Annotated in this window: 24 protein-coding genes, 1 other RNA gene and 1 pseudogene; 10 read left to right on the forward strand and 16 right to left on the reverse strand. The window is 57.3% G+C overall.

Going from position 1 to position 25,424, the window contains the following annotated elements:
- Positions 1-58 precede the first annotated feature (58 nt).
- Together IWX85_RS11695 and IWX85_RS11700 are read right to left on the reverse strand one after the other, a co-directional pair.
- Entirely contained in the window at positions 59-1,102 is a 1,044-nt protein-coding gene (locus IWX85_RS11695; RefSeq protein ID WP_196869839.1) for a tripartite tricarboxylate transporter substrate binding protein, read from the reverse strand.
- A 122-nt stretch (positions 1,103-1,224) separates the two neighbouring features.
- Positions 1,225-1,527 carry an antibiotic biosynthesis monooxygenase gene (locus IWX85_RS11700; RefSeq protein WP_196869840.1) on the reverse strand — a complete coding sequence of 101 codons (303 nt, stop codon included), beginning with the start codon at positions 1,525-1,527 and terminating at the stop codon, positions 1,225-1,227.
- Positions 1,528-1,925: 398 nt separating this feature from the next.
- Here IWX85_RS11700 and maiA point away from each other — a divergent pair, with 398 nt between their 5' ends.
- Both maiA and pgeF read left to right on the forward strand, forming a co-directional pair.
- Complete coding sequence (maiA, locus tag IWX85_RS11705; RefSeq protein ID WP_196869841.1) at positions 1,926-2,564, forward strand: maleylacetoacetate isomerase; 639 nt, start codon at positions 1,926-1,928, stop codon at positions 2,562-2,564.
- Between the two features lie 2 nt (positions 2,565-2,566).
- On the forward strand, positions 2,567-3,397 hold the full coding sequence (pgeF, locus tag IWX85_RS11710) for a peptidoglycan editing factor PgeF (protein WP_196869842.1): 831 nt from the start codon (positions 2,567-2,569) through the stop codon (positions 3,395-3,397).
- Here pgeF and IWX85_RS11715 read toward each other — a convergent pair.
- Positions 3,302-3,643 carry a hypothetical protein gene (locus IWX85_RS11715; protein ID WP_196869843.1) on the reverse strand — a complete coding sequence of 114 codons (342 nt, stop codon included), beginning with the start codon at positions 3,641-3,643 and terminating at the stop codon, positions 3,302-3,304. The two genes, pgeF and IWX85_RS11715, sit on opposite strands and share 96 nt — an antisense overlap.
- A gap of 103 nt (positions 3,644-3,746) precedes the next feature.
- Between IWX85_RS11715 and phaC the strand changes: the two genes are divergently transcribed.
- The 3 genes from phaC to phbB all read left to right on the forward strand — a co-directional run bounded on the left by phaC (position 3,747) and on the right by phbB (position 7,638).
- Complete coding sequence (gene phaC / locus IWX85_RS11720) at positions 3,747-5,510, forward strand: class I poly(R)-hydroxyalkanoic acid synthase (RefSeq protein WP_196869844.1); 1,764 nt, start codon at positions 3,747-3,749, stop codon at positions 5,508-5,510.
- Between the two features lie 108 nt (positions 5,511-5,618).
- Positions 5,619-6,797: an acetyl-CoA C-acetyltransferase gene (locus IWX85_RS11725; RefSeq protein ID WP_196869845.1), complete on the forward strand. Its 1,179-nt coding sequence runs from the start codon at positions 5,619-5,621 to the stop codon at positions 6,795-6,797.
- Between the two features lie 103 nt (positions 6,798-6,900).
- Entirely contained in the window at positions 6,901-7,638 is a 738-nt protein-coding gene (gene phbB / locus IWX85_RS11730; protein ID WP_036804738.1) for an acetoacetyl-CoA reductase, read from the forward strand.
- Positions 7,639-7,764: 126 nt separating this feature from the next.
- On the opposite strand, the gene IWX85_RS11735 is transcribed toward phbB, so the two are convergent.
- The 13 genes from IWX85_RS11735 to gyrA form a co-directional block, all read right to left on the reverse strand.
- Entirely contained in the window at positions 7,765-8,061 is a 297-nt protein-coding gene (locus tag IWX85_RS11735; protein ID WP_231379703.1) for a helix-hairpin-helix domain-containing protein, read from the reverse strand.
- A gap of 143 nt (positions 8,062-8,204) precedes the next feature.
- Positions 8,205-9,212, reverse strand: coding sequence for an ADP-glyceromanno-heptose 6-epimerase (gene rfaD / locus IWX85_RS11740; protein ID WP_196869847.1), 1,008 nt, complete (start codon positions 9,210-9,212; stop codon positions 8,205-8,207).
- 34 nt (positions 9,213-9,246) lie between these two features.
- The gene (gene rfaE1 / locus IWX85_RS11745; protein ID WP_051984024.1) at positions 9,247-10,188 is read right to left on the reverse strand and encodes a D-glycero-beta-D-manno-heptose-7-phosphate kinase; all 942 of its coding nucleotides are present in this window, start codon (positions 10,186-10,188) and stop codon (positions 9,247-9,249) included.
- A 20-nt stretch (positions 10,189-10,208) separates the two neighbouring features.
- The gene (gene lapB, locus IWX85_RS11750; protein WP_196869848.1) at positions 10,209-11,354 is read right to left on the reverse strand and encodes a lipopolysaccharide assembly protein LapB; all 1,146 of its coding nucleotides are present in this window, start codon (positions 11,352-11,354) and stop codon (positions 10,209-10,211) included.
- Positions 11,344-11,628, reverse strand: coding sequence for a LapA family protein (locus tag IWX85_RS11755; RefSeq protein WP_036804730.1), 285 nt, complete (start codon positions 11,626-11,628; stop codon positions 11,344-11,346). Before IWX85_RS11755 ends, lapB begins: the two co-directional genes overlap by 11 nt.
- Positions 11,629-11,690: 62 nt before the next feature.
- Positions 11,691-12,005 carry an integration host factor subunit beta gene (locus IWX85_RS11760; protein ID WP_036804729.1) on the reverse strand — a complete coding sequence of 105 codons (315 nt, stop codon included), beginning with the start codon at positions 12,003-12,005 and terminating at the stop codon, positions 11,691-11,693.
- 68 nt (positions 12,006-12,073) lie between these two features.
- On the reverse strand, positions 12,074-13,762 hold the full coding sequence (gene rpsA, locus IWX85_RS11765; protein ID WP_036804727.1) for a 30S ribosomal protein S1: 1,689 nt from the start codon (positions 13,760-13,762) through the stop codon (positions 12,074-12,076).
- 165 nt (positions 13,763-13,927) lie between these two features.
- Positions 13,928-15,931, reverse strand: coding sequence for a bifunctional 3-phosphoshikimate 1-carboxyvinyltransferase/cytidylate kinase (locus tag IWX85_RS11770; protein WP_196869849.1), 2,004 nt, complete (start codon positions 15,929-15,931; stop codon positions 13,928-13,930).
- Between the two features lie 11 nt (positions 15,932-15,942).
- Positions 15,943-16,821: a prephenate dehydrogenase gene (locus IWX85_RS11775; RefSeq protein ID WP_196869850.1), complete on the reverse strand. Its 879-nt coding sequence runs from the start codon at positions 16,819-16,821 to the stop codon at positions 15,943-15,945.
- Between the two features lie 61 nt (positions 16,822-16,882).
- Positions 16,883-17,965 carry a prephenate dehydratase gene (gene pheA / locus IWX85_RS11780; RefSeq protein ID WP_196869851.1) on the reverse strand — a complete coding sequence of 361 codons (1,083 nt, stop codon included), beginning with the start codon at positions 17,963-17,965 and terminating at the stop codon, positions 16,883-16,885.
- Position 17,966: 1 nt separating this feature from the next.
- Complete coding sequence (gene serC / locus IWX85_RS11785) at positions 17,967-19,073, reverse strand: 3-phosphoserine/phosphohydroxythreonine transaminase (protein ID WP_196869852.1); 1,107 nt, start codon at positions 19,071-19,073, stop codon at positions 17,967-17,969.
- Positions 19,070-19,642, reverse strand: a complete 573-nt coding sequence (locus IWX85_RS11790) for a DUF2059 domain-containing protein (protein ID WP_196869853.1) — start codon at positions 19,640-19,642, stop codon at positions 19,070-19,072. The genes serC and IWX85_RS11790 overlap by 4 nt, the downstream gene beginning before the upstream one ends.
- Positions 19,642-22,308 (reverse strand): DNA gyrase subunit A, encoded by a 2,667-nt coding sequence (gene gyrA / locus IWX85_RS11795; RefSeq protein WP_196869854.1) that lies wholly within the window; start codon positions 22,306-22,308, stop codon positions 19,642-19,644. The genes IWX85_RS11790 and gyrA overlap by 1 nt, the downstream gene beginning before the upstream one ends.
- A 258-nt stretch (positions 22,309-22,566) precedes the next feature.
- Between gyrA and ompA the strand changes: the two genes are divergently transcribed.
- From ompA to IWX85_RS11820, 5 genes and pseudogenes are all read left to right on the forward strand, one after another.
- Positions 22,567-23,205 carry an outer membrane protein OmpA gene (gene ompA, locus IWX85_RS11800; protein WP_036804716.1) on the forward strand — a complete coding sequence of 213 codons (639 nt, stop codon included), beginning with the start codon at positions 22,567-22,569 and terminating at the stop codon, positions 23,203-23,205.
- Positions 23,206-23,273: 68 nt separating this feature from the next.
- Complete coding sequence (gene ubiG / locus IWX85_RS11805; RefSeq protein WP_196869855.1) at positions 23,274-24,023, forward strand: bifunctional 2-polyprenyl-6-hydroxyphenol methylase/3-demethylubiquinol 3-O-methyltransferase UbiG; 750 nt, start codon at positions 23,274-23,276, stop codon at positions 24,021-24,023.
- Positions 24,020-24,685, forward strand: a complete 666-nt coding sequence (locus IWX85_RS11810) for an HAD family hydrolase (RefSeq protein WP_036804714.1) — start codon at positions 24,020-24,022, stop codon at positions 24,683-24,685. The genes ubiG and IWX85_RS11810 overlap by 4 nt, the downstream gene beginning before the upstream one ends.
- Before the next feature lie 12 nt (positions 24,686-24,697).
- Positions 24,698-25,084: a transfer-messenger RNA gene (gene ssrA / locus IWX85_RS11815) on the forward strand.
- A 206-nt stretch (positions 25,085-25,290) separates the two neighbouring features.
- Positions 25,291-25,424, forward strand: a pseudogene (locus tag IWX85_RS11820) (IS630 family transposase); the annotation flags it as partial.

The raw sequence follows: 25,424 nt of genomic DNA on the forward strand, positions 1-25,424 counted from the left end.
TGTGCCACGATGGCGCCGCGCAAACAGTTCAGCTCCCAGCCATTCATCGGGCCTGGCGCTATTCAAGCTTGATGCCGCGCGTCTGGATGATGTTGCCCAGAATGGCGGTTTCGTCCTTGAGCCGGCTGCGCAGTCCGTCAGGCGATGTGCCGACGGCTTGCCAGCCCTGTGCAAACAGCTTTTGGCGCGTGTCGGCATCGCGCACGATGCGCGGCACTTCCTGGGCCAGCCTTGCCTGCGCTGCGCTGGACAGGCGGGCCGGGCCGATCAACGCGGTCCACACCTCCAGGTTGACATTTTTCAGACCAGCCTCGGCCAAGGGCGGCACATCGGGCGCGAGCAGGCTGCGCCCGCCTGTCAAGCCAATCGCCCTGAGCTTGCCCGAGCGGATGTGCGGCAGGGCGATGCCGGGTGGTATCAGCGCCATCTGGATGTGGCCGCCCAGCATGGCCGTGACCACCTGCGGGTTGCCTGAATACGGAACATGCACCGGCGTCATGCCGGTCGAACGCTGCTTGATCAGTTCCATGCCGAGATGCCCGACCGATCCGTTGCCGACCGATCCGTAATTCCAATGGCTGCCAGCCTCTTGCGCTGCCGTGAAGAAATCGGCCCCGCCCGGAAGGCTGGCCGGTGCAACCAGCATCAGCGGCGCGGTGGTCAGCAGCGAGAGGGGCGCAAAGTCACTGGCCGGGTCGTAGGGCAATTTGGCATAAAGCTGCTTGGCAGAGGTCAGGTTGCCATTGATAACGACGCCCAGCGTGTGGTCGTCGGTAGCCTTGGCAACCAGGTCCGCTGCGATATTGCCCGACGCGCCCACCCGGTTCTCGACAATGACCGGCTGGCCCAAGGCTCTGGACAGCGGCTCTGCCAGCGTTCGGGCCGACATGTCGGGGGTCGATCCTCCAGGAAAGCCCACCAGGATGCGCACCGGCCGCGTCGGCCAGGCTGCTGCGGTTTCCGCTTTTTTATCAATATTTTGTGCTGTTGCGCTTATGGGCAGGGCGCATGCAGCTATTAAAAAAGTGGTATGGACGGCATGCGTCGAACAGGCACGGCAAAGCCGCTTCAGCCGGCTGGGTATCAGGTCAGGAATTTTCATTGTTGCTTGAGCAGGTTCGAAGGAGGGCTTGCATGGATAGACGATGACTGCTGGAACGCTGCCGCCTTGCGCAGGAACTGGGCGCTGGCTTGGTGCGCGCCGGCACTCGGCACGGTTTTTTATCAGGCGGATGGCGCCATCAGGCTAAAGTGCTCCACTGAGGGCGGGCTGGCAAAGAAGGGTCCGACAATCGCCCGCCAGTCGGCAAACGCAGTCGACTCGCGGAAATCGACAGTGTGGTTTTCCAGCGTTTCCCAGCGGATTTGCAACAGGTAGCGATCAGGACTTTCGATGCCTTTAAAGATCTGGTGGCCCTGGAATCCTTTGGCATGGGCAATCACGGTACGAACGCCACGCTCAATGGCTTCGTCAAAAGCGGTCTGCTGGCCGGGGTGGATACGGATGTCGGCAAGTTCAAGAATCATGAAGCTCCAGTGAAGGTTGTGATGGCAAAGGCCTAACTCTAGCGGCAAATTTCATCCAACAAGGCCCTGCTCGCCCTTGATCAAAGCGCTTACGTTGAAGCGGCATAAAAATCCGGTGTGAGCGATGCCATTTTTCGAATTGGTATTAATTTGTGTTCGCCTTGCTGCACGATCCGACGATGACTGCATCCGCGTCATTTTGGCTGCCTTGCTGTCGCTGGGCGAGCGCTCCGTCTGCAAATTCGCGAGTGGTGGGCTGGAGCTTCAATCAGGCCGGTACCCGCTTTGCTGCCATCGGCTGACACAGCCTAACTGAATTCATATTCACCTTATCTACCAGTTCACCTCCTTCGCTGGCGAAAAATCAGCAAGCACGATCCCGGTTTATGCTTTCGGCCATGAAGCTGCATAACTATTTCCGTTCTTCGGCGTCGTTCCGAGTGCGCATCGCGCTGGAACTCAAGGGACTGGCGTACGACTATGTGGCGGTCCAGCTCACAAGGGACGAGCACCGGCAAGCGCACTATGCGGGGCTTTCTGCCGACGGCCTGGTGCCGCTGCTCGAAGCGGAGGGCGAAAAGCTGTCGCAGTCGATGGCCATCATCGAATACCTGGATGAAGTACATCCCGCGCCTGCGCTGCTGCCCGCCGACGCACTGGGTCGCGCCAGGGTGCGGGCACTGGCGCAGTCGATTGCCTGCGAAATTCATCCCCTCAACAACCTGCGCGTCCTCAGGTATCTGGTGCGCGACCTGCATGTCAACGGCGAAGAAAAAGACCAGTGGTATCACCACTGGTGTCGTGAAGGACTGGAGGCCTTCGAGCGGCAGCTTGCGCGCTTGCCCGCTTCAGCCTATTGCTACGGCAGCACCCCGACGCTGGCCGACTGCTGCCTGGTGCCGCAAATTTACAATGCCTCGCGTTTCAAGGTGAATTTGGACGGCTTGCCGCTGACCATGGCCGCCTACCATGCATGCATGGCGCTGCCAGCCTTCCAGAAATCCCATCCGTCAGCCTGTCCTGACAGCCAGGCTTGACGGTGACCGGCTGTTTTCATGCTGACTGGCTGGTCCCGGACTGGCCCGCGCCGGCCGGCGTCAGGGCGGTGTTCACCAGCCGCGCCGGCGGCGTCTCGGCCGTGCCGTTTGACGCCATGAACCTGGGCAGCCATGTGGGTGACCTGCCCGCATCGGTAGACACCAACCGCCAGCGGCTGAAGAGGGCCACGGGCGCCGAGCGCGCCGTCTTCCTCAACCAGGTGCATGGCGCCCGGGTGGAACTGCTGGACCCGGGAACTCCCGACGGCCAGCCTGCAGATGCCTGCATCACGGGGCATCGCAAGCTGGCCTGCACCGTCATGGTGGCCGACTGCCTGCCGGTGCTGCTGACTTCCCTGGACGGCACAAGGGTCGCCGCAGCCCATGCCGGCTGGCGGGGGCTGGCCGGTAGCGGTGATGCCGCAGGGCAGGGTGTCATCGAATCGGTTTATGCGTCTTTTAGTGCTCTTGCGCAATACCGGCATGCACAGGCAGCTACAAAAATAATAGCTTGGCTGGGCCCGTGCATAGGGCCTGCAGCGTTTGAGGTCGGCGAGGAGGTGAGGGCTGCGTTTGCCGCGCAGCAGCCCCAAGCGGTGCGTTACTTCACCGCCATCGGGCCGGGCAAATACCTGGCCGACCTGCCAGCCTTGGCCCGCCTTCGGCTGCAGGCGCTGGGTGTCACGCAGGTGTATGGAAATGACGGCAGCGCGCCCTGGTGCACGGTGGGCAATCCCTCAAGGTTCTTTTCCCACCGGCGCGATGCCGGTATCACGGGCAATGGCTTCGGCACCACCGGGCGCATGGCTGCCTGTATCTGGCGCGACGGCTGAAGCGGTGTCCGGGCCCGTCATCTGGCCTGCGGAGGCAAGATGGCTTGCCCGCGCATCGGCCTCGCGTTTTTTGATCGTCTTGTTGCGCGCAGGAGCGCCCATCAGGTAAACCACCAACACCACCGGTCCTATGCCATAGAGCAAAAGGGTGACCAATGCGCCCAGGACGGTTCCATTGCTGCTGGCAGCTTCGGCAGCGCTCATCATCAGCACGACATACATCCACGCGATTACGACCAAATACATAATGAATTCATGCTTTCTTGTCAGGATCTAAAAAGTAATTGATAGGATACTGGCTGCAAGCAGATAGCGTTTGCCAGCACACTGCATCACCGAGGACACATTGATGAATTCTGAACTGAACTGGACTCAGGCGACCCAACAAATGCAGGAAACCCTTGGAGAAGGGATCAAGCAGGCGATGTCTTCCTTCGGCACCGGTACTGCCCCCGGCTTTCCATCGATGGACCTGTCGGTGTTCAAGTCCCTCGCACCCTCCCAGCCGTCGATCACGTTCGAGCCCTCCAAGCTGCTTGAGCTCCAACAGCGCTACATTGCCGGCGCATCGGCTCTCTGGAATCAGGGCTTGCAAACTGGCCAAGATGCAGCGGCTCCGGCCGACCGGCGTTTCTCCGATCCCGCCTGGCAGGCCAGTCCGGTGTCGAAATTCCTTGCCTCGGCTTACCAACTCAACGCCACGACCCTCATGGGCCTGGCTGAAGCGGTTCAAAGCGACGCCAAGACCAAGGCGCGGCTGCGTTTCGCGGTCGAGCAGTGGATGGCGGCTTCAGCGCCCAGCAACTTTCTGGCGCTGAATGCCGAAGCGCAGAAAAAGGCCATTGAAACCCAGGGCGAGAGCATTGCCAAGGGGATGGCCAACATGCTGCACGACCTGAAACAGGGCCATGTGTCGATGACCGACGAAAGCATTTTCGAAGTCGGAAAGAACGTCGCTACCACCGAAGGCGCCGTCGTGTTCGAGAACGAGTATTTCCAGTTGCTCGAATACAAGCCGCTGACGGAAAGGGTTTATGAAAAGCCCTTCCTGATGGTTCCGCCTTGCATCAACAAGTTCTACATCCTGGACCTGCAGCCTGAAAATTCCCTGATCCGCTATGCCACGGCTCAAGGTCACCGGACCTTCGTGATGAGCTGGCGTAATCCTGACCAGTCCATGGCTGGCAAGACATGGGATGACTATATCGAGAACGCACCCATCAAGGCGATTGAAGTGGTGAAGGAAATCACCGGCGCCGACACCATCAATGCCCTGGGTTTCTGCGTTGGCGGAACCATCCTCAGTACAGCGCTGGCGGTGTTGGCAGCACGCGGCGAAAAACCGGTGGAAAGCGTCACGCTGCTGACGTCGCTGCTCGACTTCAGCGACACCGGCATCCTGGACATCTTCATTGACGAAACCTCGGTGAAGTACCGCGAAGCCGAGATGGGCAAGGGCGGCTTGCTCAAGGGCAAGGACTTGGCATCGACCTTCAGCTTTTTGCGCCCGAATGACCTGGTCTGGAACTATGTGGTCGGCAACTACCTCAAGGGCGAAACCCCTCCGCCGTTTGACCTGCTCTACTGGAACAGTGATTCAACCAACCTGCCAGGACCTTTTTATGCCTGGTACCTGCGCAACACCTATTTTGAAAACAACCTGATCAAGCCCGGAAAAATGGTAGTTTGCGGCGAAAAGGTTGATCTCGGCAAGCTGGACATGCCGTTCTATCTCTATGGCTCGCGCGAGGACCATATCGTGCCGATTGGCGGCGCCTATGCATCGACCCAGGTTCTGCCGGGCAAGAAGCGCTTTGTCATGGGAGCGTCCGGCCACATTGCCGGCGTGATCAATCCTCCTGCCAAAAAGAAGCGCAGCTACTGGACCAATGACCAGTTGGCATCAAGCCGTACTGCTGGCGACAACTACCCTGCATCCCAGGAAGACTGGCAAAAAAATGCCACCGAGCATGCCGGAAGCTGGTGGCCTGACTGGTCCGACTGGCTGCAGGGCCAGGCCGGCAAGCAGATTGCGGCACCCAAAACCTATGGCAGCCGAAAATTCAAGGCCATCGAACCCGCGCCCGGCCGCTACGTCAAGGTCAAGGCCTGAAGCAGGCCAAAACTGTTTCGGGTTTTGAGTCGGGACAGGTTCTATCATTTCGCATCGTTTTCGTTCAACAGCACCCGGGTGCATCGCTAGTTTTATCAAGGAGACAACATGGAAGAGATCGTTATCGTGTCAGCAGGCCGGACTGCTGTTGGAAAATTTGGCGGCTCGCTGGCAAAAATACCTGCTACTGAATTGGGCGCTGCCGTGATCAAGGCCGTGCTGGAACGCTCGGGCCTGAACGCTGAACAGATTGGCGAAGTCATCATGGGCCAGGTGCTTGCTGCTGGAGCAGGCCAGAACCCGGCTCGCCAGTCCGTGCTCAAGGCCGGATTCCCCCAGGGCATTCCGGGTCTTACCATCAATGCCGTTTGTGGTTCCGGACTGAAGTCCGTCATGCTTGCAGCCCAGGCCGTGGCCACCGGCGACAGCGAGATCGTGATTGCAGGCGGCCAGGAAAACATGAGCGCTTCGCCGCATGTCCTGAACGGCTCGCGTGATGGCCAGCGCATGGGTGACTGGAAAATGGTCGATACCATGATCGTCGATGGTCTTTGGGACGTGTACAACCAGTACCACATGGGCATCACAGCAGAAAACGTCGCGAAGAAGTACAGCATCAGCCGCGAAGCCCAAGATGCGCTGGCGTTTGCCAGCCAGACCAAGGCGGCAGCGGCGCAGGATGCGGGCAAGTTCAAGGATGAAATCATCCCCATTTCGATTCCCCAGAAAAAAGGTGATCCGGTGGTGTTTTCATCCGATGAGTTCCTGAACCGCAAGACCAGCGCCGAAGGGCTGGCAGGCTTGCGCCCCGCCTTTGACAAGGCAGGCGGCGTCACTGCAGGCAATGCCTCCGGACTGAACGACGGTGCTGCCGCGGTGATAGTCATGACCGCCAAAAAGGCCGCAGCCCTTGGACTGACGCCCCTGGCCCGTATCGCTAGCTATGCCACGGCCGGACTCGACCCCGCCTACATGGGCATGGGCCCCGTGCCCGCCTCAACCAAGGCCTTGCAGCGCGCAGGCTGGAAAGTGCAGGATCTTGACCTGCTCGAAATCAATGAAGCGTTTGCCGCCCAGGCCTGTGCGGTCAACCAGGAAATGGGCTGGGACACCAGCAAGGTGAATGTCAACGGCGGCGCGATCTCCATTGGCCACCCGATTGGCGCATCCGGTTGCCGCATTCTGGTCACGCTGCTGCACGAGATGGTGCGGCGCGATGCCAAAAAAGGCATTGCCAGCCTGTGCATTGGCGGCGGCATGGGGGTTGCCCTCACCTTGGAACGCTGAATATCAGGTAAAACAGTCATGCGCGCTTGCCAGCAGGGCGTGAGCAGCTATTAGAGTAATAGCAAGGGTTTTTAAGAAGTCCAACGATCTCCAGGAGAAGACAATGAGCAACAAAGTAGCATATGTAACCGGTGGCATGGGTGGCATCGGAACGGCCATTTGCCAGCGGCTGGCCAAGGATGGATATACCGTCATTGCCGGCTGTGGTCCCACGCGGGACTTCGCCAAATGGCTCGACGAGCAAAAAGCGCTGGGTTATTCCTTTCATGCCTCGGTCGGCAACGTGGGCGACTGGGATTCCACAGTGGCTGCATTCGACAAGGTCAAGGCAGAGCATGGTCCGGTCAGTGTGCTGGTCAACAACGCAGGCATCACGCGCGATGGCCAGTTCCGCAAGATGAGCAAGGCCGACTGGGATGCCGTGATCTCGACCAACCTCGACAGCATGTTCAACGTGACCAAGCAGGTCATCGAGGGCATGGTCGAGGCCGGGTTTGGCCGCGTCATCAACATTTCATCGGTCAATGGCCAGAAGGGCCAGTTTGGCCAGGTGAACTATTCCACCGCCAAAGCCGGCTTGCATGGCTTCACCATGGCGCTGGCCCAGGAAGTGGCCAGCAAGGGCGTCACGGTGAACACCGTCAGCCCGGGCTACATCGGCACCGACATGGTCAAGGCGATTCGCCCTGAAGTGCTGGAGAAAATCGTGGCGGGCGTGCCCGCCAAGCGTCTGGGCCAACCGGAAGAGATTGCCTCCATCATTGCCTGGATCGCGTCAGACGAAGGTGGTTATGCCACGGGCGCTGATTTCTCGCTGAATGGTGGCCTGCACATGGGTTGATGGCTTTAACGCCTTGGCTTTCAAATGAAAAAACCCGCTTTCGAGCGGGTTTTTTCATGGGTAAACGAATTCAGTTTTTAATGGAATTCTTGTATTCTGAATCCATGCCGAGCGAATAGCGACGGGTCATTTTTTGGCAGGTTTTGCATCAACCACGTCTGCTTCGTAAGCAGTCCCGCCCACGGTCAGACCTTGTGCAGAAAACCTCGCTGCACTTTTGCTGCCCACGCCCTTGATGCGCTTCCTGAAATCTGCCCAGCTTTTAAACTCGGATTTGTTTCGCTCGGCAACGATCCGCCGGCTGGTGGCAGGCCCGACACCCTTGATTCCGTCGAGTTCAGCTTCGCTGGCTTGGTTAACATCAATGGCAGCAAATGCGCCCGTGAGGAACAGGGCCGCGAAAAATGCCAGTAATTGTTTCATCATCGGGAATCCTTTAACTGAATGGACAGGCCTTTGGCGTTGCGCCATGAAAAAATAAATCGTTTTCAACGCAGTCGGACCTGTGCTGAATGCTTGGCTTGGAACGGTTCAAAAAAGAAAAAATTCGGGGATTGAGCAAGGTGTCATTTTTTGCTGTTGTTGAGCCACTGCATATAGGCCGCAACACCGGTTTGCACATCAGCGAATGAATGTTCGCAGCCAACTGCGCGCAGGGCGCTCAAGTCGGCCTGCGTATAGCTCTGGTACTTGCCAACGAGCGCCTCGGGAAAACCGATGTAATCAATCATGCCTCCGCGCACGGTCTCTTCAAGACTCAATGGATTGGCATTCTGACCTTGGCGCAAGGTGTTGACGACGGCAATCGCAACATCGTTGAACGGTTGGGCGCGACCCGTCCCGAGGTTGAAAATACCTGATTTTTCAGGATGGTCGAAAAACCAGAGATTCACGGCCACCACATCGTCGATGTGGACAAAATCGCGCATTTGCCCGCCCGGGCCGTAGCCACCGTAGTCACCAAACAGTTTGACCTTGCCATCGGCCTGGAACTGGTTGTACTGGTGAAAAGCCACGCTGGCCATGCGGCCCTTGTGCTGCTCGCGCGGGCCATAGACATTGAAATAGCGGAAACCCGCAACCTGCGTCTGCGTATTTTCAAATTTCGTGCCGAGTTTGTGTCGCAGGTGCTGGTCAAAGAGCAGTTTGGAGTAGCCGTACACGTTCAACGGGTGTTCAAATTCCGGAGACTCGCTGAAGGTGTCCGAGCCGCCGTACGTGGCGGCTGACGAGGCATACAGCAGGCGGGTGTTCTGGTTCTGGCAGGCACGAAACAGATTACACGACAGCGTGTAATTGTTAGCCATCATGTATTTGCCGTCGAGTTCCATGGTGTCGCTGCACGCTCCTTCATGGAATACTGCCTCGATGTGTCCGAAGGCACCATCAGCAAACTTGCGATAGAAATCGTCGGCATCGATGTAGTCGGCAATTTTCAGATCGGCGAGGTTGCGGAACTTGTCGCCCTGCGTCAGGTCATCCACCGCGATGATGTCATCAATGCCGCGGGCATTCAGTCCCTTGACCAGATTGCTGCCAATGAAGCCGGCGGCGCCGGTGACTACGATTTTCATGAAATTTCCTAGGAGGTTCAGGGAGTCGCAGCGCTCAGGAAGCTGCAAAAAGCTCGCTGTAATTGACGGTGGCCGTGCCGAATTTCCCCACCACGATGCCTGCGGCACGGTTGGCAACTGGGACTGCGTCGCGCAGGCTCAAACCGGCCGCCGCCATGGTGGCCAGCGTGGCAATCACGGTATCACCAGCGCCGGTGACGTCAAACACCTCTCTGGCCACTGTGGGCACATGCAGTTCTCCCTGCGCATCAAACAGGGTCATGCCTTCTTCGCTTCGGGTGACCAGCAAGGCCTGAAGATTGAGCGCCGATCGCAAATTGTGGGTCTTGGTACGCAATTCGTTTTCACTGCTCCAGGGACCAATGACATGCTCCAGTTCCACGCGATTGGGCGTGATAATGCTGGCATTCCTGTAGCGTTCGAAATCTGAACCTTTAGGGTCTACCAGAACCACCTTGCCGGCAGCCCGTGCTTGAGCAATCATGGTCACGATGTGTGCCAAACCGCCCTTGCCATAATCTGAAAACAGGACGGCTTCGTGTTCAGGGTAAAGGGTTTCAAAGGTGGCGGACTGGGTTGCCAGCACTTCATGCTCAGGTGTATTTTCAAAGTCCAGCCGCAGCAATTGCTGCTGGCGCCCGATCACGCGCAATTTAACCGTGGTCTTGAGATTTGCATCGCGTCCGAAGTAGGGCGCGATGCCGGTTTTCGCCACCAGGTCTTCCAGCGTATGGCTGGCTTCGTCCTCGCCCACCACCGTCAACAGGGAGGCCTGCGCGCCCAGCGTCACGATGTTGTAGGCCACATTGGCGGCTGCACCAATCCGTTCTTCGGTACGGGTCACGCGCACAACAGGCACTGGCGCCTCGGGAGAAATGCGGTCCACGGCACCGTACCAATAGCGATCCAGCATGGCATCGCCCACCACGAGGACGCGGGCCGATGCAATTTTTTCGGGAGTGATGCCAGGGTTCATTTTTGGTAAGTTCAACAGCTTTATAACTCTTCAATGCGGCGCATGGGGTAGCTGTCCCATGCCTGGCAGCCGGGGCAATTCCAGAAATGCTGGGTTGCTTCAAATCCGCAAGCGGCGCAACGGTAGCGCATCAAGGGTTTGGTGGCCTGATCCATCGCCCGCAGCACCAGTGTGTGGTGATGTTCGTCTTCAAGTTTCTCTCCTGCAATCCACTTGCTGGCCGCCACCAGGGAAATTTCACGCTCCATGTGCGTCACATACCATTTTCTGGCGGAAAACGAGTCTTTTTCAAGTTTGACAATAGCTTCAATCAGGTCAATCGAAGGTGCCTGGGTATAGCCAGCCTTGAGTAGCACCAGTGCAGCTTGCTGTTCGCCACTGCTTTGCGCTACATTGGCCAACAAGTTGGCGGCCAGTGGCAAAGCCTGCGGAGCGACCGTGGTAACAGTGCGAAGTGTCTGAAACGCATCCTGTCCCAGGCATAGCTGGCTCTGCAGCTTGGCCAGATCAATCAACGGTCTGGCGGAAGCGGGCGCCATGGCGACAGCCTGCATCAGAAGATCAAGCGCCACACCGGTATCGCCCGTGGCGATGGAGGCATTCGCCTGCTCGCACAAATAATGTGACTGTCGTTTGCTGAAACTGCCGTGGGTAGAGTTTCCAAGTCGGGCGGCAATTTCGGTGGCATTGGCCCAGTCACGCGAACGCTCGTAAATCGACAGCAACGCAAGCTGGCCTTCCCCCTCAAACGGTGTGCCTTCGAGCTTGCGAAGCGCAGCCTCGGCACGATCAAGCAATCCGGCTTTCAAGAAATCCAGTGCCAGCGCATGCTGGGCGCGCTCGCGTTCAGGTTGGGTCAAGTCGCCGCGCGACATCAGATGCTCGTGAACCCGAACGGCACGCTCATATTCGCCACGGCGGCGAAACAAGTTGCCCAAAGCGAAGTGCAACTCGGACGTGTCGGGGTCGTTCTGGACCGCTTCAATAAAGGCATCAATGGCCTGATCCTGTTGCTCGTTGAGCAGAAAGTTCAATCCCTTGAAGTAGGCTTTGGGCGCCTGGCGGTTCTCGATGCGCAGCTGCCGCAGATCCAGCCGGGATGCCAGCCAGCCCAGCGTGAAGGCAATCGGAAATCCGAGCAGAACCCAGGTGAAGTCAAATTCCATGTTGAAGCGATGCAGAGTTGTTTTCGGCTTCCTTCGGCACCGCAGACGATGCAGAGGCTAAAGCAGCTTTGCGTTTTTTCCACCAGCGCGGCATCATGACAAGAATACCCATCGAAAGACCGCAGGCAAAGGTGGCCAGCACCACAAGCACGAGTGGCGCTTGCCATAAGGTGCCAAAAAAGAAATGCACTGCAACCGTTTGCTGGTTATTCAATGCAAAAGCAAAAAGCGTAAAAAAAATGGCTGCCTTGAGCAGCCACATCAGGTGTTTCACTGGCAATCCCCGGAGTGGTATGGCCATTGTAGTCAGCCCACCGGGTAAGAAAGCCCCAAGCGTCAACCCGGCAGCGGAACCTTCTGCAATTCGTCTGTTCGGGCATCGACGGCTTCGCGCAAGGCCTTGCCTGGTTTGAAGTGCGGCACCCATTTCTCAGGAATTGCCACGCTTTCTCCTGACCGAGGGTTGCGTCCCAAGCGGGGAGGCCGCCGGTTGATGGAGAAACTGCCAAAACCCCTGATTTCAATCCGGTTGCCGCGCACCAAGGTGTCGCCCATCGCGTCAAGAAGTGTCTTGACAGCCAGTTCAGCATCACGGTGAGTCAGCTGGCTGAATCGGGCTGCCAGTTCTTCGACTAAATCGCTTCGGGTCATCCGGAATTATCTGGTTGGGGACAGTGCACATGGGCGGCAAGCCGCGTTATATGGACTGTCCCGCAAGATTACTTGGATTCGCTGCTGTCCAGCTTGGCACGCAGCAAGGCGCCCAAGCTGGTCAGGCCGGCGCTTTCACGCGACGACTGCTGGCTGAGCGTTGCCATGGCTTCTTGCTGGTCAGCATTGTCCTTGGCTTTGACCGACAGCTGGATGTTGCGGGTCTTGCGATCCACGTTCACCACGACTGCTGACACTTCGTCGCCTTCTTTCAGCACGTTGCGCGCATCTTCGACGCGATCACGGCTGATTTCGCTGGCACGCAGGTAGCCAATGATGTCTTCGCCCAGATCGATCTCTGCGCCCTTGGCGTCAACCGTCTTGACCTTGCCAGTCACAATCGCGCCCTTGTCATTGATCGACACGAAGGTGGTGAAGGGGTCGGAATCAAGCTGCTTGATACCCAGGGAGATACGCTCGCGGTCGACATCGACAGCCAGCACAATCGCTTCGACTTCCTGGCCCTTTTTGTAGTTGCGAACAGCGGCTTCGCCGGGCTCGTTCCACGAGAGGTCAGACAAATGCACCAGACCGTCGATACCAGCAGCCAGGCCCACAAAGACGCCGAAGTCGGTGATCGACTTGATCGGGCCCTTGACGCGGTCGCCGCGCTTGGTTTCCACGGCAAATTCCTGCCATGGGTTGGCCTTGCACTGCTTCATGCCCAGGCTGATGCGGCGCTTGTCTTCGTCGATTTCCAGAACCATGACTTCGACTTCGTCGCCCAGGGCCACGAGCTTGCTTGGCGCGACGTTCTTGTTCGTCCAGTCCATCTCGGAAACGTGGACCAAGCCTTCGATGCCCGGTTCAAGTTCCACAAACGCGCCGTAGTCGGCAATGTTGGTGATCTTGCCGAACAGTCGGGTGCTTTGCGGGTAGCGGCGGTTCACGCCCATCCATGGGTCGTCGCCCATTTGCTTCAGACCCAGCGACACGCGGTTTTTCTCGGTGTCGAATTTCAGGATCTTGGCCACGATTTCCTGACCAGCCGTCACCACTTCGCTTGGGTGACGCACGCGGCGCCATGCCATGTCGGTGATGTGCAGGAGGCCGTCGATGCCGCCGAGGTCAACGAACGCACCGTATTCTGTGATGTTCTTGACGATGCCCTTGACGGCAGAGCCTTCTTTCAGGGTTTCCATCAGCTTGGCGCGCTCTTCGCCCATGCTGGCTTCGACCACGGCGCGGCGGCTCAATACCACGTTGTTGCGCTTGCGGTCGAGCTTGATGACCTTGAATTCCATGGTCTTGTTCTCGTACGGAGACAAGTCTTTGATGGGGCGGGTGTCGATCAGCGAGCCGGGCAGGAAGGCGCGGATGCCGTTGACCAGAACGGTCAGGCCACCCTTGACTTTGCCGCTGGTCTGGCCGGTGACGAATTCACCGGATTCCAGTGCTTTTTCCAGGCTCATCCACGATGCCAGGCGCTTGGCCTTGTCGCGGCTCAGCAGGGTGTCGCCGTAGCCGTTTTCAACGGAATCGATGGCAACGGACACAAAGTCGCCGACCTGGACTTCAACTTCGCCCTGGTCGTTCTTGAATTCTTCGAGAGGAATGTAAGCCTCTGACTTGAGGCCGGCGTTCACAACCACATGGTTGTGATCGATGCGCACTACTTCGGCGGTGATGACTTCACCGGATCGCATTTCAGAGCGTTCGAGTGATTCGTTAAACAGGTCGGCAAAAGATTCAGACATGAATTTCCTAATCCACACAGCAGGTTTCCAACAGCGGAATTGCTATTGTTTTTATGGCTGCTTGCGGCGGTTTGGTGGGGTTTCGCGGTCAAACTACAGGTAAGACCGCAGGTTACGAAAATTTTCCTGCGAACCCTGCGGCCCATTAGGGGTGCGCGTCGAGGGTCAGAAGGGTCGGGTGCCTTGCCACCAGTCCATCACCAGATCCAGCGATTGTTCAATCGTCAGGTCGGAATTGTCCAGTAGCTGGGCGTTATCAGCAGGTCTTAACGGTGCGGCTTTGCGGGACATGTCCCGTTGGTCGCGCGCTTCCAAATCCTGTTGAATGGCGGCGATTGTAATCGTGTTTCCTTTTGAAATCAACTGCTTGTACCGGCGTTCGGCGCGGTGCAATGCGCTGGCGGTCAGGTAAATCTTGAGCGGCGCGTCGGGAAACACGACTGTGCCCATGTCCCTGCCGTCAGCCACCAAGCCGGGCAGTTGCCGGAAACTGCGCTGCAAGTCCAGCAAGGCATTGCGGACTTGCGGATGGGCCGAAACCCGGGAAGCAGCCATGCCTGCGACTTCGGTGCGAATTTTCTCGGAAACGTCTTCCTCGTCGTCGCCGGTGGCCAGGAAGATGCGGTCGCCCTTGAACCGGACCGGCAAGCTGCGTGCAATCTGGGCAACTGCGTCGCCGTCATCGAGTGACAGGCCAGCGCGCAAGGCCGCGAAAGCGCTCAAGCGGTACAGGGCGCCGGAATCGAGGTAGTGATAACCGAGGTGATGCGCCGTCAGCGCTGCCAGCGTTCCCTTTCCGGAGGCGGTGGGACCGTCCACGCAGATCACGGGGATCTGGTCGTCTTGCGCTTGAGTGACCGAGAACAGGGTTTCGAAATAGTCCGGGAAAGTCTTGGCAACGCACTTGGGGTCCAGAATACGGACTGGCAGATTGGCCGGGTTGAAAGCCGCCAGTGAAAAACACATGGCGATGCGGTGATCGTCGTAGGTATGAATAACCGCAGAATTCCAGGCACCGGCCTGCTTGGGCGGGATGATTTTTAAATAATCCGCACCTTCTTCGATAGTAGCGCCAAGCTTTCGCAACTCGCAGGCCATGGCGGCGATGCGGTCGGTTTCCTTGACGCGCCAGCTGCCGATGTTGCGCAGAACCGAGGTTCCGTCGGCATACAGCGCCATCACGGCAAGCGTCATGGCGGCATCGGGGATGTGGTTGCAGTCCATGTCCACCGACTTGAGCGGCCAGGCACCGCGCGATACCTGCAGCGAGTTGGGCATGCTGTCGATGCGGGCGCCCATCAGGCGAGCGGCCTCGACGAACCGGATGTCGCCCTGAATGGAATCCGCGCCTACGCCCAGTATTTTCAAGCTATTTTGGCCTTTTGCGCTTGCTGCTATTGCACCGAGTGCTATGAAATAACTAGCGGAAGAAGCGTCGGCTTCGACGTGGATATCTCCGGGTGACTGGTAGACGCTGCCGGCCGGAATCGTGAAACGCTGCCAGCCTTCGCGCTCCACCTGAATGCCGAAACGCCTAAGCAGGTTGAGCGTGATCTCGATGTAAGGCCGTGAAATCAATTCTCCGACGACTTCGATGCAGATGGCTTGCTTGGCCACCAGTGGCAGGGCCATTAAAAGGGCAGTGAGAAACTGGCTGGAAACGTCGCCCCGGACACGAATCGCCTGGTCGAGCTTCACAATCCCTGGACGCAGTCTCAAAGGTGGAAAGCCCTCGTTGCCCAAATAGTCGATGACGCATCCCAGTTGCCTGAGGGCATCGACGAGATCGCCAATGGGCCGTTCGTGCATGCGCGGCACACCCGACAGTTCAAACTCGCCACCCAGCAGCGCCAGTGCAGCGGTCAGGGGGCGGATGGCAGTGCCTGCATTGCCCATGAACAGTGTGGCCTTGCGCTCGATGAGCTGGCCGCCCAGTCCCCCGATCACCGCAGTGTCGCCGTTTTGCATCACAGTACAACCGAGTTGCTTGAGAGCCGTGAGCATCACTGCGGTATCGTCGGAAGCGAGCAAATCATGAACCGTGGTCGGGCCGCGGCTCAACGCGGCCAAAAGCAGGACGCGATTGGAAATGCTTTTGGAGCCGGGCAGGCGTACCTCGCCTGCGGCACAGGCCAGCGGCGGAAGGTCCAGAAACTCGGTGTCATACATGAAACGGTGCTTTACTTGGGAGTGTTGTGTGAGGAAATGCGCCACTTGGCGCGCGTTTCACTGGCTTGCCTGATTTTTGATTCAAGTGCTTCTTCGTTGCCGCTTGAAATCAGCTGTTCGAGCGATTGGAGGGATTGCTGGAAAATTCTGGACTGTTCGAGCAGCTCTTCGCGGTTGGCCATCAGAATGTCGCGCCAGATCTCCGGGGCGCTGGCGGCGATGCGGGTGAAATCACGAAAGCCCGGCCCGGCAAGTGCCATATAGTCATGGCCCTGCGCCTGGGACAGGATGCCATTGATCATCGCAAAAGCGATCAGGTGCGGCAAGTGGCTGACCGCTGCGTAAGCTGCATCATGTGCCTGGGGAGACATGCGCAACACCTGGCAGCCCAAAGCCGTCCAGACTTCCGTTGCCTTTTGCAACTGTGCGCTCAAGGTATCTTCAATCGGCGTGAGGATGACCTGCTTGCCGGCGTAGAGGTTCACGTCCGCATGTTCCACCCCTGAGACCTCCTTGCCAGTGATCGGATGGCAGGGCACAAATGAGCCCAGCTGCTCACCTAGCGCCCGGCGTGCTGCGTCCACGACGTCGCACTTGGTGGAGCCGACATCCATCACCAGTGTGGTGGGTGCGACAACATGCCGGATGGCCTTGAAAGTGGCTTCCGTGCCCGACACGGGGATGGCCAGCAAGACGATGTCTGCGCCGTAAACCGCCAGAAGTGCCGACGGTGCCTCCACGTCGATCACCCCCATCTGGCGGGCCCGTTCAGTGGTGGAGGGCGATTTGCTGTAGCCAACAATGCGCTTGACCAGACCGGCACGCTTGAGCGCCAGCGCGAAGGAACTGCCCATCAAGCCGCAACCGATGAGGCCTAATTGTTCGAACATGCCGGCCCCCCGAAATGATGATCTTTGCCTGGCTCGGGTCGGTTTCGCTCTGAATTTCGCATCAGTCGTTGACGGGGTAAGTGCCCAGGACTTTGTAAAACGCGCAAAGCTGCTGCAGGTCAGCCAGTGCGGCTTTCACATGGTGCTGGGATGGATGGCCCTTGAGGTCGATATAGAAATAGTATTCCCACTGGCCCGAGCGGGCTGGCCGCGATTCAAAGCGCGTCATGGAAACGCCATGGGTTTTTAACGGTGCCAGGATGTCATGCACGGCGCCTGGCCGGTTGCGTACTGAAACCACCAGGCTGGTGCAGTCCTTGCCCGAGGCAGGCGGGGCCGGTAGTGTCTGCGGCAGACAAACCACCGCAAAGCGGGTGCGGTTAAAGGCGTCGTCCTGGATGGCATGCGCAGCCGTGTGCAGAGATAACTGCGAGGCGGCGCGGGCGCTGGCAATGCCGGCCCAGGCAGGATGGGTGGTGGCCAGGCGCGCGCCTTCCGCATTGCTGGAAGCGGCGCGGCGTTCGACATGGGGCAAATGGGTGGTCAGCCATCCCTGGCATTGGGCCAGCGCTTGCGGGTGCGCAAAGACAACTTCGATACCTTCCAGGGAGTCTGAAAGCCGCAGCAGGTTGTGCCGCACCATCAGGCTGACCTCTCCCACGATGTGCAGCGGCGAATGCAACAGCAGGTCAAGCGAGCGTGACACGACGCCCTCGGTTGAGTTCTCGACCGGCACCACGCCAAATTCGGCTGTGCCTGCCGTGGCAGTCCGAAACACTTCATCAAAACTGGTGCAGGGTACGTGCTCAATGCTGGAGCCGAAAAACTGTACGGCAGCTTCTTCGCTGAAGGTTCCGGAAGGCCCCAGGTAAGCCACCCGTACCGGTGACTCAAGCGCCAGGCAGGCCGACATGATTTCCCGCCAGACGGCGGCAACATGTTCATTTTTAAGCGGACCCTGGTTGGTTTGCTGGATCTTTTCAATGACCTGGGCAACCCGGTCGGGCCGAAAAAAAGGCGTTCCTTCGCGCTTTTTGACTTCTCCCACCTGTTCCGCAACCAGTGCACGCTGGTTCAGGAGCGTCAGCAGTTGTTTGTCGAGCGCGTCAATCTGGACGCGCAAATCACCAAGGTTGGCAGTCATGTCAGGCTTGTTTTTGTTCGAATTCTTGCAGATAGCTCACCAGAGCCTGAACACCTGCCAATGGCATGGCATTGTAGATACTCGCGCGCATGCCGCCCACGGATTTATGGCCCTTCAGTTGCAACAGGCCGCGTGCTTTTGCGCCAGCCAGAAAGGCGTCACTGCGTGACTCGTCGCGCAAAAAGAACGGCACGTTCATCCGGGAGCGGCAGTCCTTGCTGACCTTGTTGAGATACAGCTGGGAATTGTCGATGGCGTCATACAACAGTTGCGCCTTGGCCACATTGTGCTTTTCAATGGCTTCGATGCCGGTTGCCTCGCCTTCCCGTTGCCGCTTGAGCCACTGAAAAGTCAGCCCCGCAATATAGATGGCGTAGGTTGGCGGCGTGTTGTACATCGAATCGTTGTCTGCAACCGTCTTGTAATTGAAGGCGCTCGGGCAGACCGGCAAGGCGTGGTCGAGCAAGTCTTCGCGCACGACCACCAGCGTGACGCCGGCAGGCCCCAGGTTCTTTTGCGCGCCGCCAAAAGCCAGGCCGACCCTGGACCAGTCAACCGGCCGTGAAGCCACTTGCGACGAGAAGTCGATCACCAACGGTGCGTCGCTGCCCAGGCCCTTCAGGTCTGGCAACTGCTGGAACTCGACCCCATGGATGGTTTCGTTGGTGCAGACATGCACATAGCTGGCGTTGCGGCGCAACTGCCAGGAAGCCGTGGGCGGCAGGCTGGTAAAGGCGCTGCTCTCCGTCGTGGCGGCAATCTGGACATCGCAGTATTTACGCGCTTCCTTTTGCGACTTGTCGCTCCAACTGCCGGTTACCACAAAATCAGCCGAGCCACCACGCGACAGGTTCAGCGGGACGATGGCGTTTTCTGCCAGTCCGCCGCCTTGCATGAAAAGTATTTTGAAGTTGTTGGGAACGGCCATCAGTTCGCGGAAGTCCGCTTCAGCGTTTTCGTAAATCGAAATGAATTCCTTGCCCCGGTGGCTCATTTCCATCACGCTCATGCCGCTGCCATGCCAGTCGAGCATTTCGGCGGCTGCCTGCTGCAAGACAGCTTCTGGCAAGTTGGCAGGACCCGCCGAGAAGTTGAAGGGCCGGGTCATTTCTTGGCGGGCGGGGTGGCCTTGGGTGACGCCGAAGTCGCACCCACAATTTTCAGCGCCGCTGCATCAAACTGCTTGGCCCTGGCGAGTACATCGGCCCTTGAGGCATCAATCAACTTTTGGACAAACATGTTGCCAAGTTCAGGTGAGTTAGCCTGGTATTTTTTGATGGCGGGTGATTCGAAGAACGCGGCAATCTGCTGCAGCTCCTCAAGCGTAAAACGCTCGGCATAGGCTGGCACCAGAACATCGGTGCTGACTTTGCTGACCTGTTTGGCAATCAGCTGGTTGGTGTCGTCGGAATACTTCTTGAGTTCGGCATTCAGCGCTTCCGACGCTTTTTGCTGGTTGGCCTTGGCCACATTCGTTTCCAGCCGGGGCCCCCAGCTGGCGATCAGTTCCTGCGTTGTGCTGCCTGCCAGCTGGGCGATGAGCCGGTCAAGTTCCGGCCCCTGCTGAAGCTTGACGACCTTGGCCGCCAATTCGGTTTTGGCGTCGGTGGTTTGGGCATGCAGCCCCGTGGTGAGGGCAAGGCTGGCAAATGCCAGCGTGGTGATCAGTTTCTTCATCAATTTTGTTCCGGGTTGACGGCATCGCTGCCTGCGTCGTTTTCAGTATCGGTATCCAGGCTTTCGTCTGCATCTTCCAGAGTCGCATCGTTTTCAACGATGCGCTGGAGCCCGCTGAGTTGCGAGCCTTCATCCAAGCCTATCAGCGTAACACCCTGGGTGGCACGTCCCATTTCACGAATTTCGCTGACGCGCGTGCGTACCAGTACACCCCTGTCCGTGATCAGCATGATTTCATCGTCGGCATGAACCAGTGTTGCCGCGACGACCTTGCCGTTGCGTTCGCTTTGCTGAATGGCAATCATGCCCTTGGTGCCCCGGCCATGACGGGTGTATTCGGTAATGGACGTGCGCTTGCCGAAACCCTTCTGGGTGGCCGTCAGCACGCTTTGTTCGCCATCCTCGGCAACCAGCATGGCGATGACCCGCTGACCATCCTCCAGATTCATTCCCCGGACACCCCGCGCGTTACGGCCCATCGGGCGGACATCGTTTTCGTCAAACCGAACTGCTTTGCCGCCGTCGCTGAACAGCATCACGTCATGCTTTCCATCGGTCAGTGCAGCGCCGATCAGATAGTCCCCTTCGTCCAGTGCCACGGCAATGATGCCGCCCTTGCGTGGGTTGTTGAAGTCGTCCAGCGGAGTTTTCTTGACGGTTCCCATGGACGTGGCCATAAAGACATACTGGTCAGCCGGGAAGCTGCGTTTTTCCCCTGTCAGGGCCAGGACCACGGTGATTTTTTCACCCTCCTGCAGTGGGAACATGTTGACAATCGGCCGGCCACGCGAGCCGCGCGAGCCTGCCGGCACCTCCCAGACCTTCAGCCAGTAGAGCCGGCCGCGGTCTGAAAAGCACAGGATGTAGTCATGGGTATTGGCAATGAACAACTGGTCAACCCAGTCGTCTTCCTTGGTAGCCGTTGCTTGCTTGCCGCGGCCGCCACGCTTTTGCGCCCGGTATTCCGACAGTGGCTGGCTCTTGATATAGCCCGTGTGCGAGAGCGTGACCACCATGTCGGTCGGCGTGATCAGGTCCTCAGTGCTCAGGTCAAACGAACTGTGCTCGATATGGCTGCGCCGCGCGCCCAGCTTGGTCTGGCCGAATTCCAGCTTGATGGCGGCCAGCTCTTCACCAATGATGGTGGAAACTCGCTCCGGCTTCGCAAGAATATCGAGCAGGTCGTCAATCTCGGCCATGACCTCCTTGTATTCAGCAACGATCTTGTCCTGCTCCAATCCCGTCAGGCGCTGAAGGCGCATCTGCAGAATTTCCTGCGTCTGGGTTTCTGACAACCGGTAGCGTCCGTCGCTGCCCATGCCGAATGATTTCTCCAGCCCGTCGGGGCGGTAATCGTCTGCATTGACGATGCCGCCATCGGTCCGCGCACGGGTCAGCATTTCGCGCACCAGTCTGCTGTCCCATGCCCGGGTCATCAGTTCAGCCTTGGCAACGGGCGGTGTCGGCGCATTGCGGATGATGGCAATGAACTCGTCTATATTGGCCAGTGCGACGGCCAGGCCTTCCAGCACGTGGCCGCGCTCGCGCGCCTTGCGCAGCGTGAACACCGTGCGGCGCGTCACCACTTCACGGCGGTGCGAAATAAAGACCTGGATCAGGTCCTTCAGGTTGCACAGTTTTGGCTGGCCATTGATCAACGCGACCATGTTGATGCCAAAGGTGTCCTGCAACTGAGTCTGTTTGTACAGATTATTCAGTACCACCTCGGGCACTTCTCCCCGTTTGAGGTCGATGACCAGGCGCATTCCAGATTTGTCGCTTTCGTCCTGAATATGGCTGATGCCCTCAATCTTCTTCTCGTGGACCAGTTCGGCCATGCGCTCCTGGAGCGTCTTTTTATTCACCTGGTAGGGGAGTTCATCGACGATGATGGACTGGCGCTGGCCTTTGTCGATATCCTCGAAATGGCACTTGGCGCGCATGACCACCCGGCCCCGTCCGGAGCGGTAGCCATCTTTCACGCCATTGATACCATAGATGATTCCGCCGGTGGGGAAGTCCGGCGCTGGAATGATTTCCATCAGTTCATCAATGGACGCTTCCGGATATTCCAGCAGATGCAGGCAGGCATCCACCACTTCATTCAGGTTGTGCGGCGGAATGTTGGTTGCCATGCCCACTGCAATGCCGCCAGAGCCGTTGACCAGCAAGTTAGGCAAGCGGGTCGGCATGACCAGTGGTTCCTGTTCGCTGCCATCGTAATTCGGGCCGAAGTCAACCGTTTCCTTGTCCAGATCGGCCAGCAGTTCGTGTGCGATCTTGGACAACCGGATTTCCGTATAACGCATCGCCGCAGCACTGTCGCCATCGACCGAGCCGAAATTGCCCTGGCCGTCCACCAGCAAATGGCGCAGTGAAAAGTCCTGGGCCATGCGCACGATGGTGTCATAGACCGACTGGTCACCGTGGGGGTGGTATTTGCCAATGACATCGCCGACGATACGAGCTGACTTCTTATAAGGCCTGTTCCAATCGTTGTTTAATTCGTGCATAGCGAACAGCACGCGCCGGTGTACTGGCTTGAGTCCGTCGCGAGCGTCAGGCAATGCCCGGCCCACAATAACGCTCATCGCATAGTCGAGGTAGCTTCTTCGCATTTCCTCTTCTAGGCTGATGGGCAAGGTTTCTTTTGCGAACTGGGTCATGAAAAGCCTGGTTTGGGAAATGTCAAGGTGTGAGAGAAAAGTGCTTTTATTTTAAGGCTTGAGTTTAAAACGCCTTGTTTGTGGCAGGCCTGCAACATATTTGGAAGAAACGCTGCTCTGTGTCAGACGAAGGCTACAGCGCGCTTGAAGGCCAGAATGTGTGTGGCACAATCAATGTAACTCCTCGAGTGATGGTCACTTGAGGCGTGTAATCTTAATAATCGCAGCAAGTCTGCGGCTTTTCTCTAGAGGAGAATCATGAACAAACTCAACAAAGTGGCAATGTTGTTTGCTTCCGCAGCGCTTGTTACCGCCGCTGGTGCGCAAACAATCGACAACTGGAAAAACGGCAACAACGAGTTGGTCTGGAAAAACGGTACCAACGAACTGTGCTGGCGCGACAACTTCTGGACCCCAGCGACTGCTGCCCCAGGCTGCGATGGTGCTATTGTTCCTGTCGTCGCTCCTGCTCCTGCTCCTGTGGTGGTTGCTCCTCCTGTAGCCGCTCCTGTTGTTGTTCCTGTAGCACCACCTGCTGCTACCAAGGTTACCTACGCTGCCGATGCTTTCTTTGACTTTGACAAATCAGTTATCAAGCCAGCAGGTAAAGAAAAGCTGGATGATCTGATCGGCAAGATCAAGGACATCAACCTTGAAGTCATTATCGCTGTTGGTCACACCGACTCTGTTGGTAGCGATTCCTATAACCAAAAGCTGTCGGTTCGCCGCTCAGAGGCCGTGAAGGCTTATCTCGTGTCTAAAGGCATTGAGAAAAACCGGGTTTACACCGAAGGTAAAGGCGAGAAACAGCCTGTTGCTGACAACAAAACTGCCGAAGGCCGTGCGAAAAATCGTCGCGTGGAAATCGAAGTGGTTGGTACCCGCGCTAACAAATAATCCTTTCCTGACTACCCAAAAAACCGCGCATCGGCGCGGTTTTTTTATGCCTCAACGATAATGATCCGATGCCTACAACCAAAAATTTCGATCCTGCCGAACTGGCCAAATTTTCTGACCTTGCCCATCGCTGGTGGGACAAAAAAAGCGAGTTCCGTCCATTGCATGAAATCAACCCGCTGAGGCTTGACTGGATTACAAGTTTTGCGTCGCTGAAAGGGTTACATGTACTTGACGTTGGTTGCGGTGGCGGGATTTTGGCAGATTCAATGGCACGCGAAGGTGCCACCGTGCTCGGAATAGATTTGGCAAGCAAGGCATTGAAAGTTGCCCAGCTTCACGCGCTTGAGGCCCAGACCCAAGGGGTTGAGTACCGTGAAATTAGTGCGGAAGCACTTGCGGCAGAGCAGCCGTGCACTTTCGATATGGTCACCTGTATGGAAATGCTTGAGCATGTTCCTGATCCGGCAGCAGTTGTCAAAGCCTGTGCAACTTTGGTCAAACCGGGTGGGTACGTATTTTTTTCAACCATCAATCGAAACGCCAAAGCATTTCTCTTTGCCATCGTCGGTGCAGAATATGTACTCAATATGCTTCCCCGTGGCACGCATCAATATGCGAAGTTGATCAAGCCTAGTGAAATTGCCCGTTATTGCAGGGCTACCGGTCTCGATTTCGTGCAGACCAAAGGCCTTGAATACAACCCGCTGACGCGCCACTACTGGCTGAGCGCCAATACCAGTGTGAATTATTTTGTGGCTACTCAAAAAACCGAACGAGTATCAAACCATGCTGAAGATAAATTGACAGCGACATGATGAACAACATAAGCGCAGTACTGTTTGACTTGGACGGTACGCTGATTGATAGCGCTCCCGATCTGGGCGCAGCCGCTGACAAAATGCGTACTGACAGATCGCTTGAGTCACTGCCTTTGTCAAGGTACCGCCCAATGGCGGGGGCTGGCGCCAGAGGAATGATTGCCGTAGCTTTTGGCTTGACGCCTCAAGACTCAGCATTCGAAACATTGAGGGAAGAGTTTTTTTTGAACTACGAAGAACGGCTTCTGAAGAGTACCTATGCGTTTGATGGTGTAGACGAACTGATTGCTCGCATTTGTGATTACGGACTCAAGTGGGGTGTGGTGACCAACAAATCAGCCCGGTTCACACTTCCGTTGACTCGGGTAATGTCACTTTTTACGAGTGCTCAGACCATTATCAGTGGTGATACCACGGCTTATTCAAAGCCACATCCTGCCCCCTTGCTGGAAGCGGCGCGCCAGCTTGGTTTGCCTCCGGACCGATGTGTTTACGTCGGTGATGATGAGCGAGATATTATTGCTGGTCGGGCGGCTGGCATGCTCACAGTGGCTGCGGCTTATGGTTATTTGGGAAATGTCAGCGATGCGGAAAGCTGGAATGCTGACTTCACGATCATTAAGCCTTCAGAACTCTTGAATTTATTGAAAATGACTTAAGATAGCTTGCTTGGGGCTGCATTGGTTTCGACGTGGGTTCGGACGCGGTGTGGTGCATGTCGAGCTGAGTGTGCTCGTTAAACTGATTCAAACAAACTAACTGCAAACGACGAACGTTTCGCACTCGCAGCTTAATTGCTTGCGAGCTTTACAACAGCAGGCCGATGGGCTGGGCAAGGGGTTTTTAGCGCAAGTTAAGGATTCCAGGCTGTAAAGATAATTTTATCGGCTGGTTCCGGGTTGGGTACCTTAACCCGGGACAAGAAAGTAGGGTGCTGGCGTCCTGTATAGCATGCGACTGTGCGATACAGGTGGCGAGACTTAAATCAGACCGCTAAACATGTAGATCTGCCCGAACAAGGCTTGCGGACGGGGGTTCAAATCCCCCCAGCTCCACCATATATGGAAATCCCAACTCTTATCGGTTGGGATTTTTTTGTCTGTTCCCTCAGTGAAACCGCACTTTCCCTCGCGAGCGTCCACCACCCCGGCTACCTGGTTTTTGGGGCCATTCCCGGCCATTTTCTCTCTCTGTTCTCTGTTTGCCTCGCGAGCGTTCGCGACCTAGTGTCGCGTCATGAGAAATTTGACGTGGACAATGGGGAATGGGACATTACAAAGTCACCTTGTCAGAGCAGGAAAGTGCCGAGTTGCAGGGCATCGCAGGCAAAGGCACGCACGCAGCATCCAAAGTCATCAATGCCTTGATACTGCTCAACTGCGACCAAGCGGGGGAGCG

This window comes from Polaromonas sp. CG_9.11 (genome assembly GCF_015752225.1).
Taxonomy (GTDB): Bacteria; Pseudomonadota; Gammaproteobacteria; order Burkholderiales; family Burkholderiaceae_C; genus Polaromonas.

Excerpts from the sequence above, each read along its gene's own strand:
- maiA (WP_196869841.1), top strand. The coding sequence starts at position 1,926 with ATGAAGCTGCATAACTATTTCCGTTCTTCGGCGTCGTTCCGAGTGCGC.
- phbB (WP_036804738.1), top strand. The coding sequence starts at position 6,901 with ATGAGCAACAAAGTAGCATATGTAACCGGTGGCATGGGTGGCATCGGA.
- IWX85_RS11725 (WP_196869845.1), top strand. The coding sequence starts at position 5,619 with ATGGAAGAGATCGTTATCGTGTCAGCAGGCCGGACTGCTGTTGGAAAA.
- IWX85_RS11810 (WP_036804714.1), top strand. The coding sequence starts at position 24,020 with ATGATGAACAACATAAGCGCAGTACTGTTTGACTTGGACGGTACGCTG.
- rfaD (WP_196869847.1), bottom strand. The coding sequence starts at position 9,212 with ATGAAAATCGTAGTCACCGGCGCCGCCGGCTTCATTGGCAGCAATCTG.
- IWX85_RS11715 (WP_196869843.1), bottom strand. The coding sequence starts at position 3,643 with ATGTATTTGGTCGTAATCGCGTGGATGTATGTCGTGCTGATGATGAGC.
- IWX85_RS11700 (WP_196869840.1), bottom strand. The coding sequence starts at position 1,527 with ATGATTCTTGAACTTGCCGACATCCGTATCCACCCCGGCCAGCAGACC.
- IWX85_RS11695 (WP_196869839.1), bottom strand. The coding sequence starts at position 1,102 with ATGAAAATTCCTGACCTGATACCCAGCCGGCTGAAGCGGCTTTGCCGT.
- pheA (WP_196869851.1), bottom strand. The coding sequence starts at position 17,965 with ATGACTGCCAACCTTGGTGATTTGCGCGTCCAGATTGACGCGCTCGAC.
- rfaE1 (WP_051984024.1), bottom strand. The coding sequence starts at position 10,188 with ATGAACCCTGGCATCACTCCCGAAAAAATTGCATCGGCCCGCGTCCTC.
- IWX85_RS11790 (WP_196869853.1), bottom strand. The coding sequence starts at position 19,642 with ATGAAGAAACTGATCACCACGCTGGCATTTGCCAGCCTTGCCCTCACC.
- IWX85_RS11760 (WP_036804729.1), bottom strand. The coding sequence starts at position 12,005 with ATGACCCGAAGCGATTTAGTCGAAGAACTGGCAGCCCGATTCAGCCAG.
- gyrA (WP_196869854.1), bottom strand. The coding sequence starts at position 22,308 with ATGACCCAGTTCGCAAAAGAAACCTTGCCCATCAGCCTAGAAGAGGAA.
- ubiG (WP_196869855.1), top strand. The coding sequence starts at position 23,274 with ATGCCTACAACCAAAAATTTCGATCCTGCCGAACTGGCCAAATTTTCT.
- IWX85_RS11735 (WP_231379703.1), bottom strand. The coding sequence starts at position 8,061 with ATGAAACAATTACTGGCATTTTTCGCGGCCCTGTTCCTCACGGGCGCA.
- phaC (WP_196869844.1), top strand. The coding sequence starts at position 3,747 with ATGAATTCTGAACTGAACTGGACTCAGGCGACCCAACAAATGCAGGAA.
- IWX85_RS11775 (WP_196869850.1), bottom strand. The coding sequence starts at position 16,821 with ATGTTCGAACAATTAGGCCTCATCGGTTGCGGCTTGATGGGCAGTTCC.
- serC (WP_196869852.1), bottom strand. The coding sequence starts at position 19,073 with ATGACCCGGCCCTTCAACTTCTCGGCGGGTCCTGCCAACTTGCCAGAA.
- IWX85_RS11770 (WP_196869849.1), bottom strand. The coding sequence starts at position 15,931 with ATGTATGACACCGAGTTTCTGGACCTTCCGCCGCTGGCCTGTGCCGCA.
- rpsA (WP_036804727.1), bottom strand. The coding sequence starts at position 13,762 with ATGTCTGAATCTTTTGCCGACCTGTTTAACGAATCACTCGAACGCTCT.
- ompA (WP_036804716.1), top strand. The coding sequence starts at position 22,567 with ATGAACAAACTCAACAAAGTGGCAATGTTGTTTGCTTCCGCAGCGCTT.
- lapB (WP_196869848.1), bottom strand. The coding sequence starts at position 11,354 with ATGGAATTTGACTTCACCTGGGTTCTGCTCGGATTTCCGATTGCCTTC.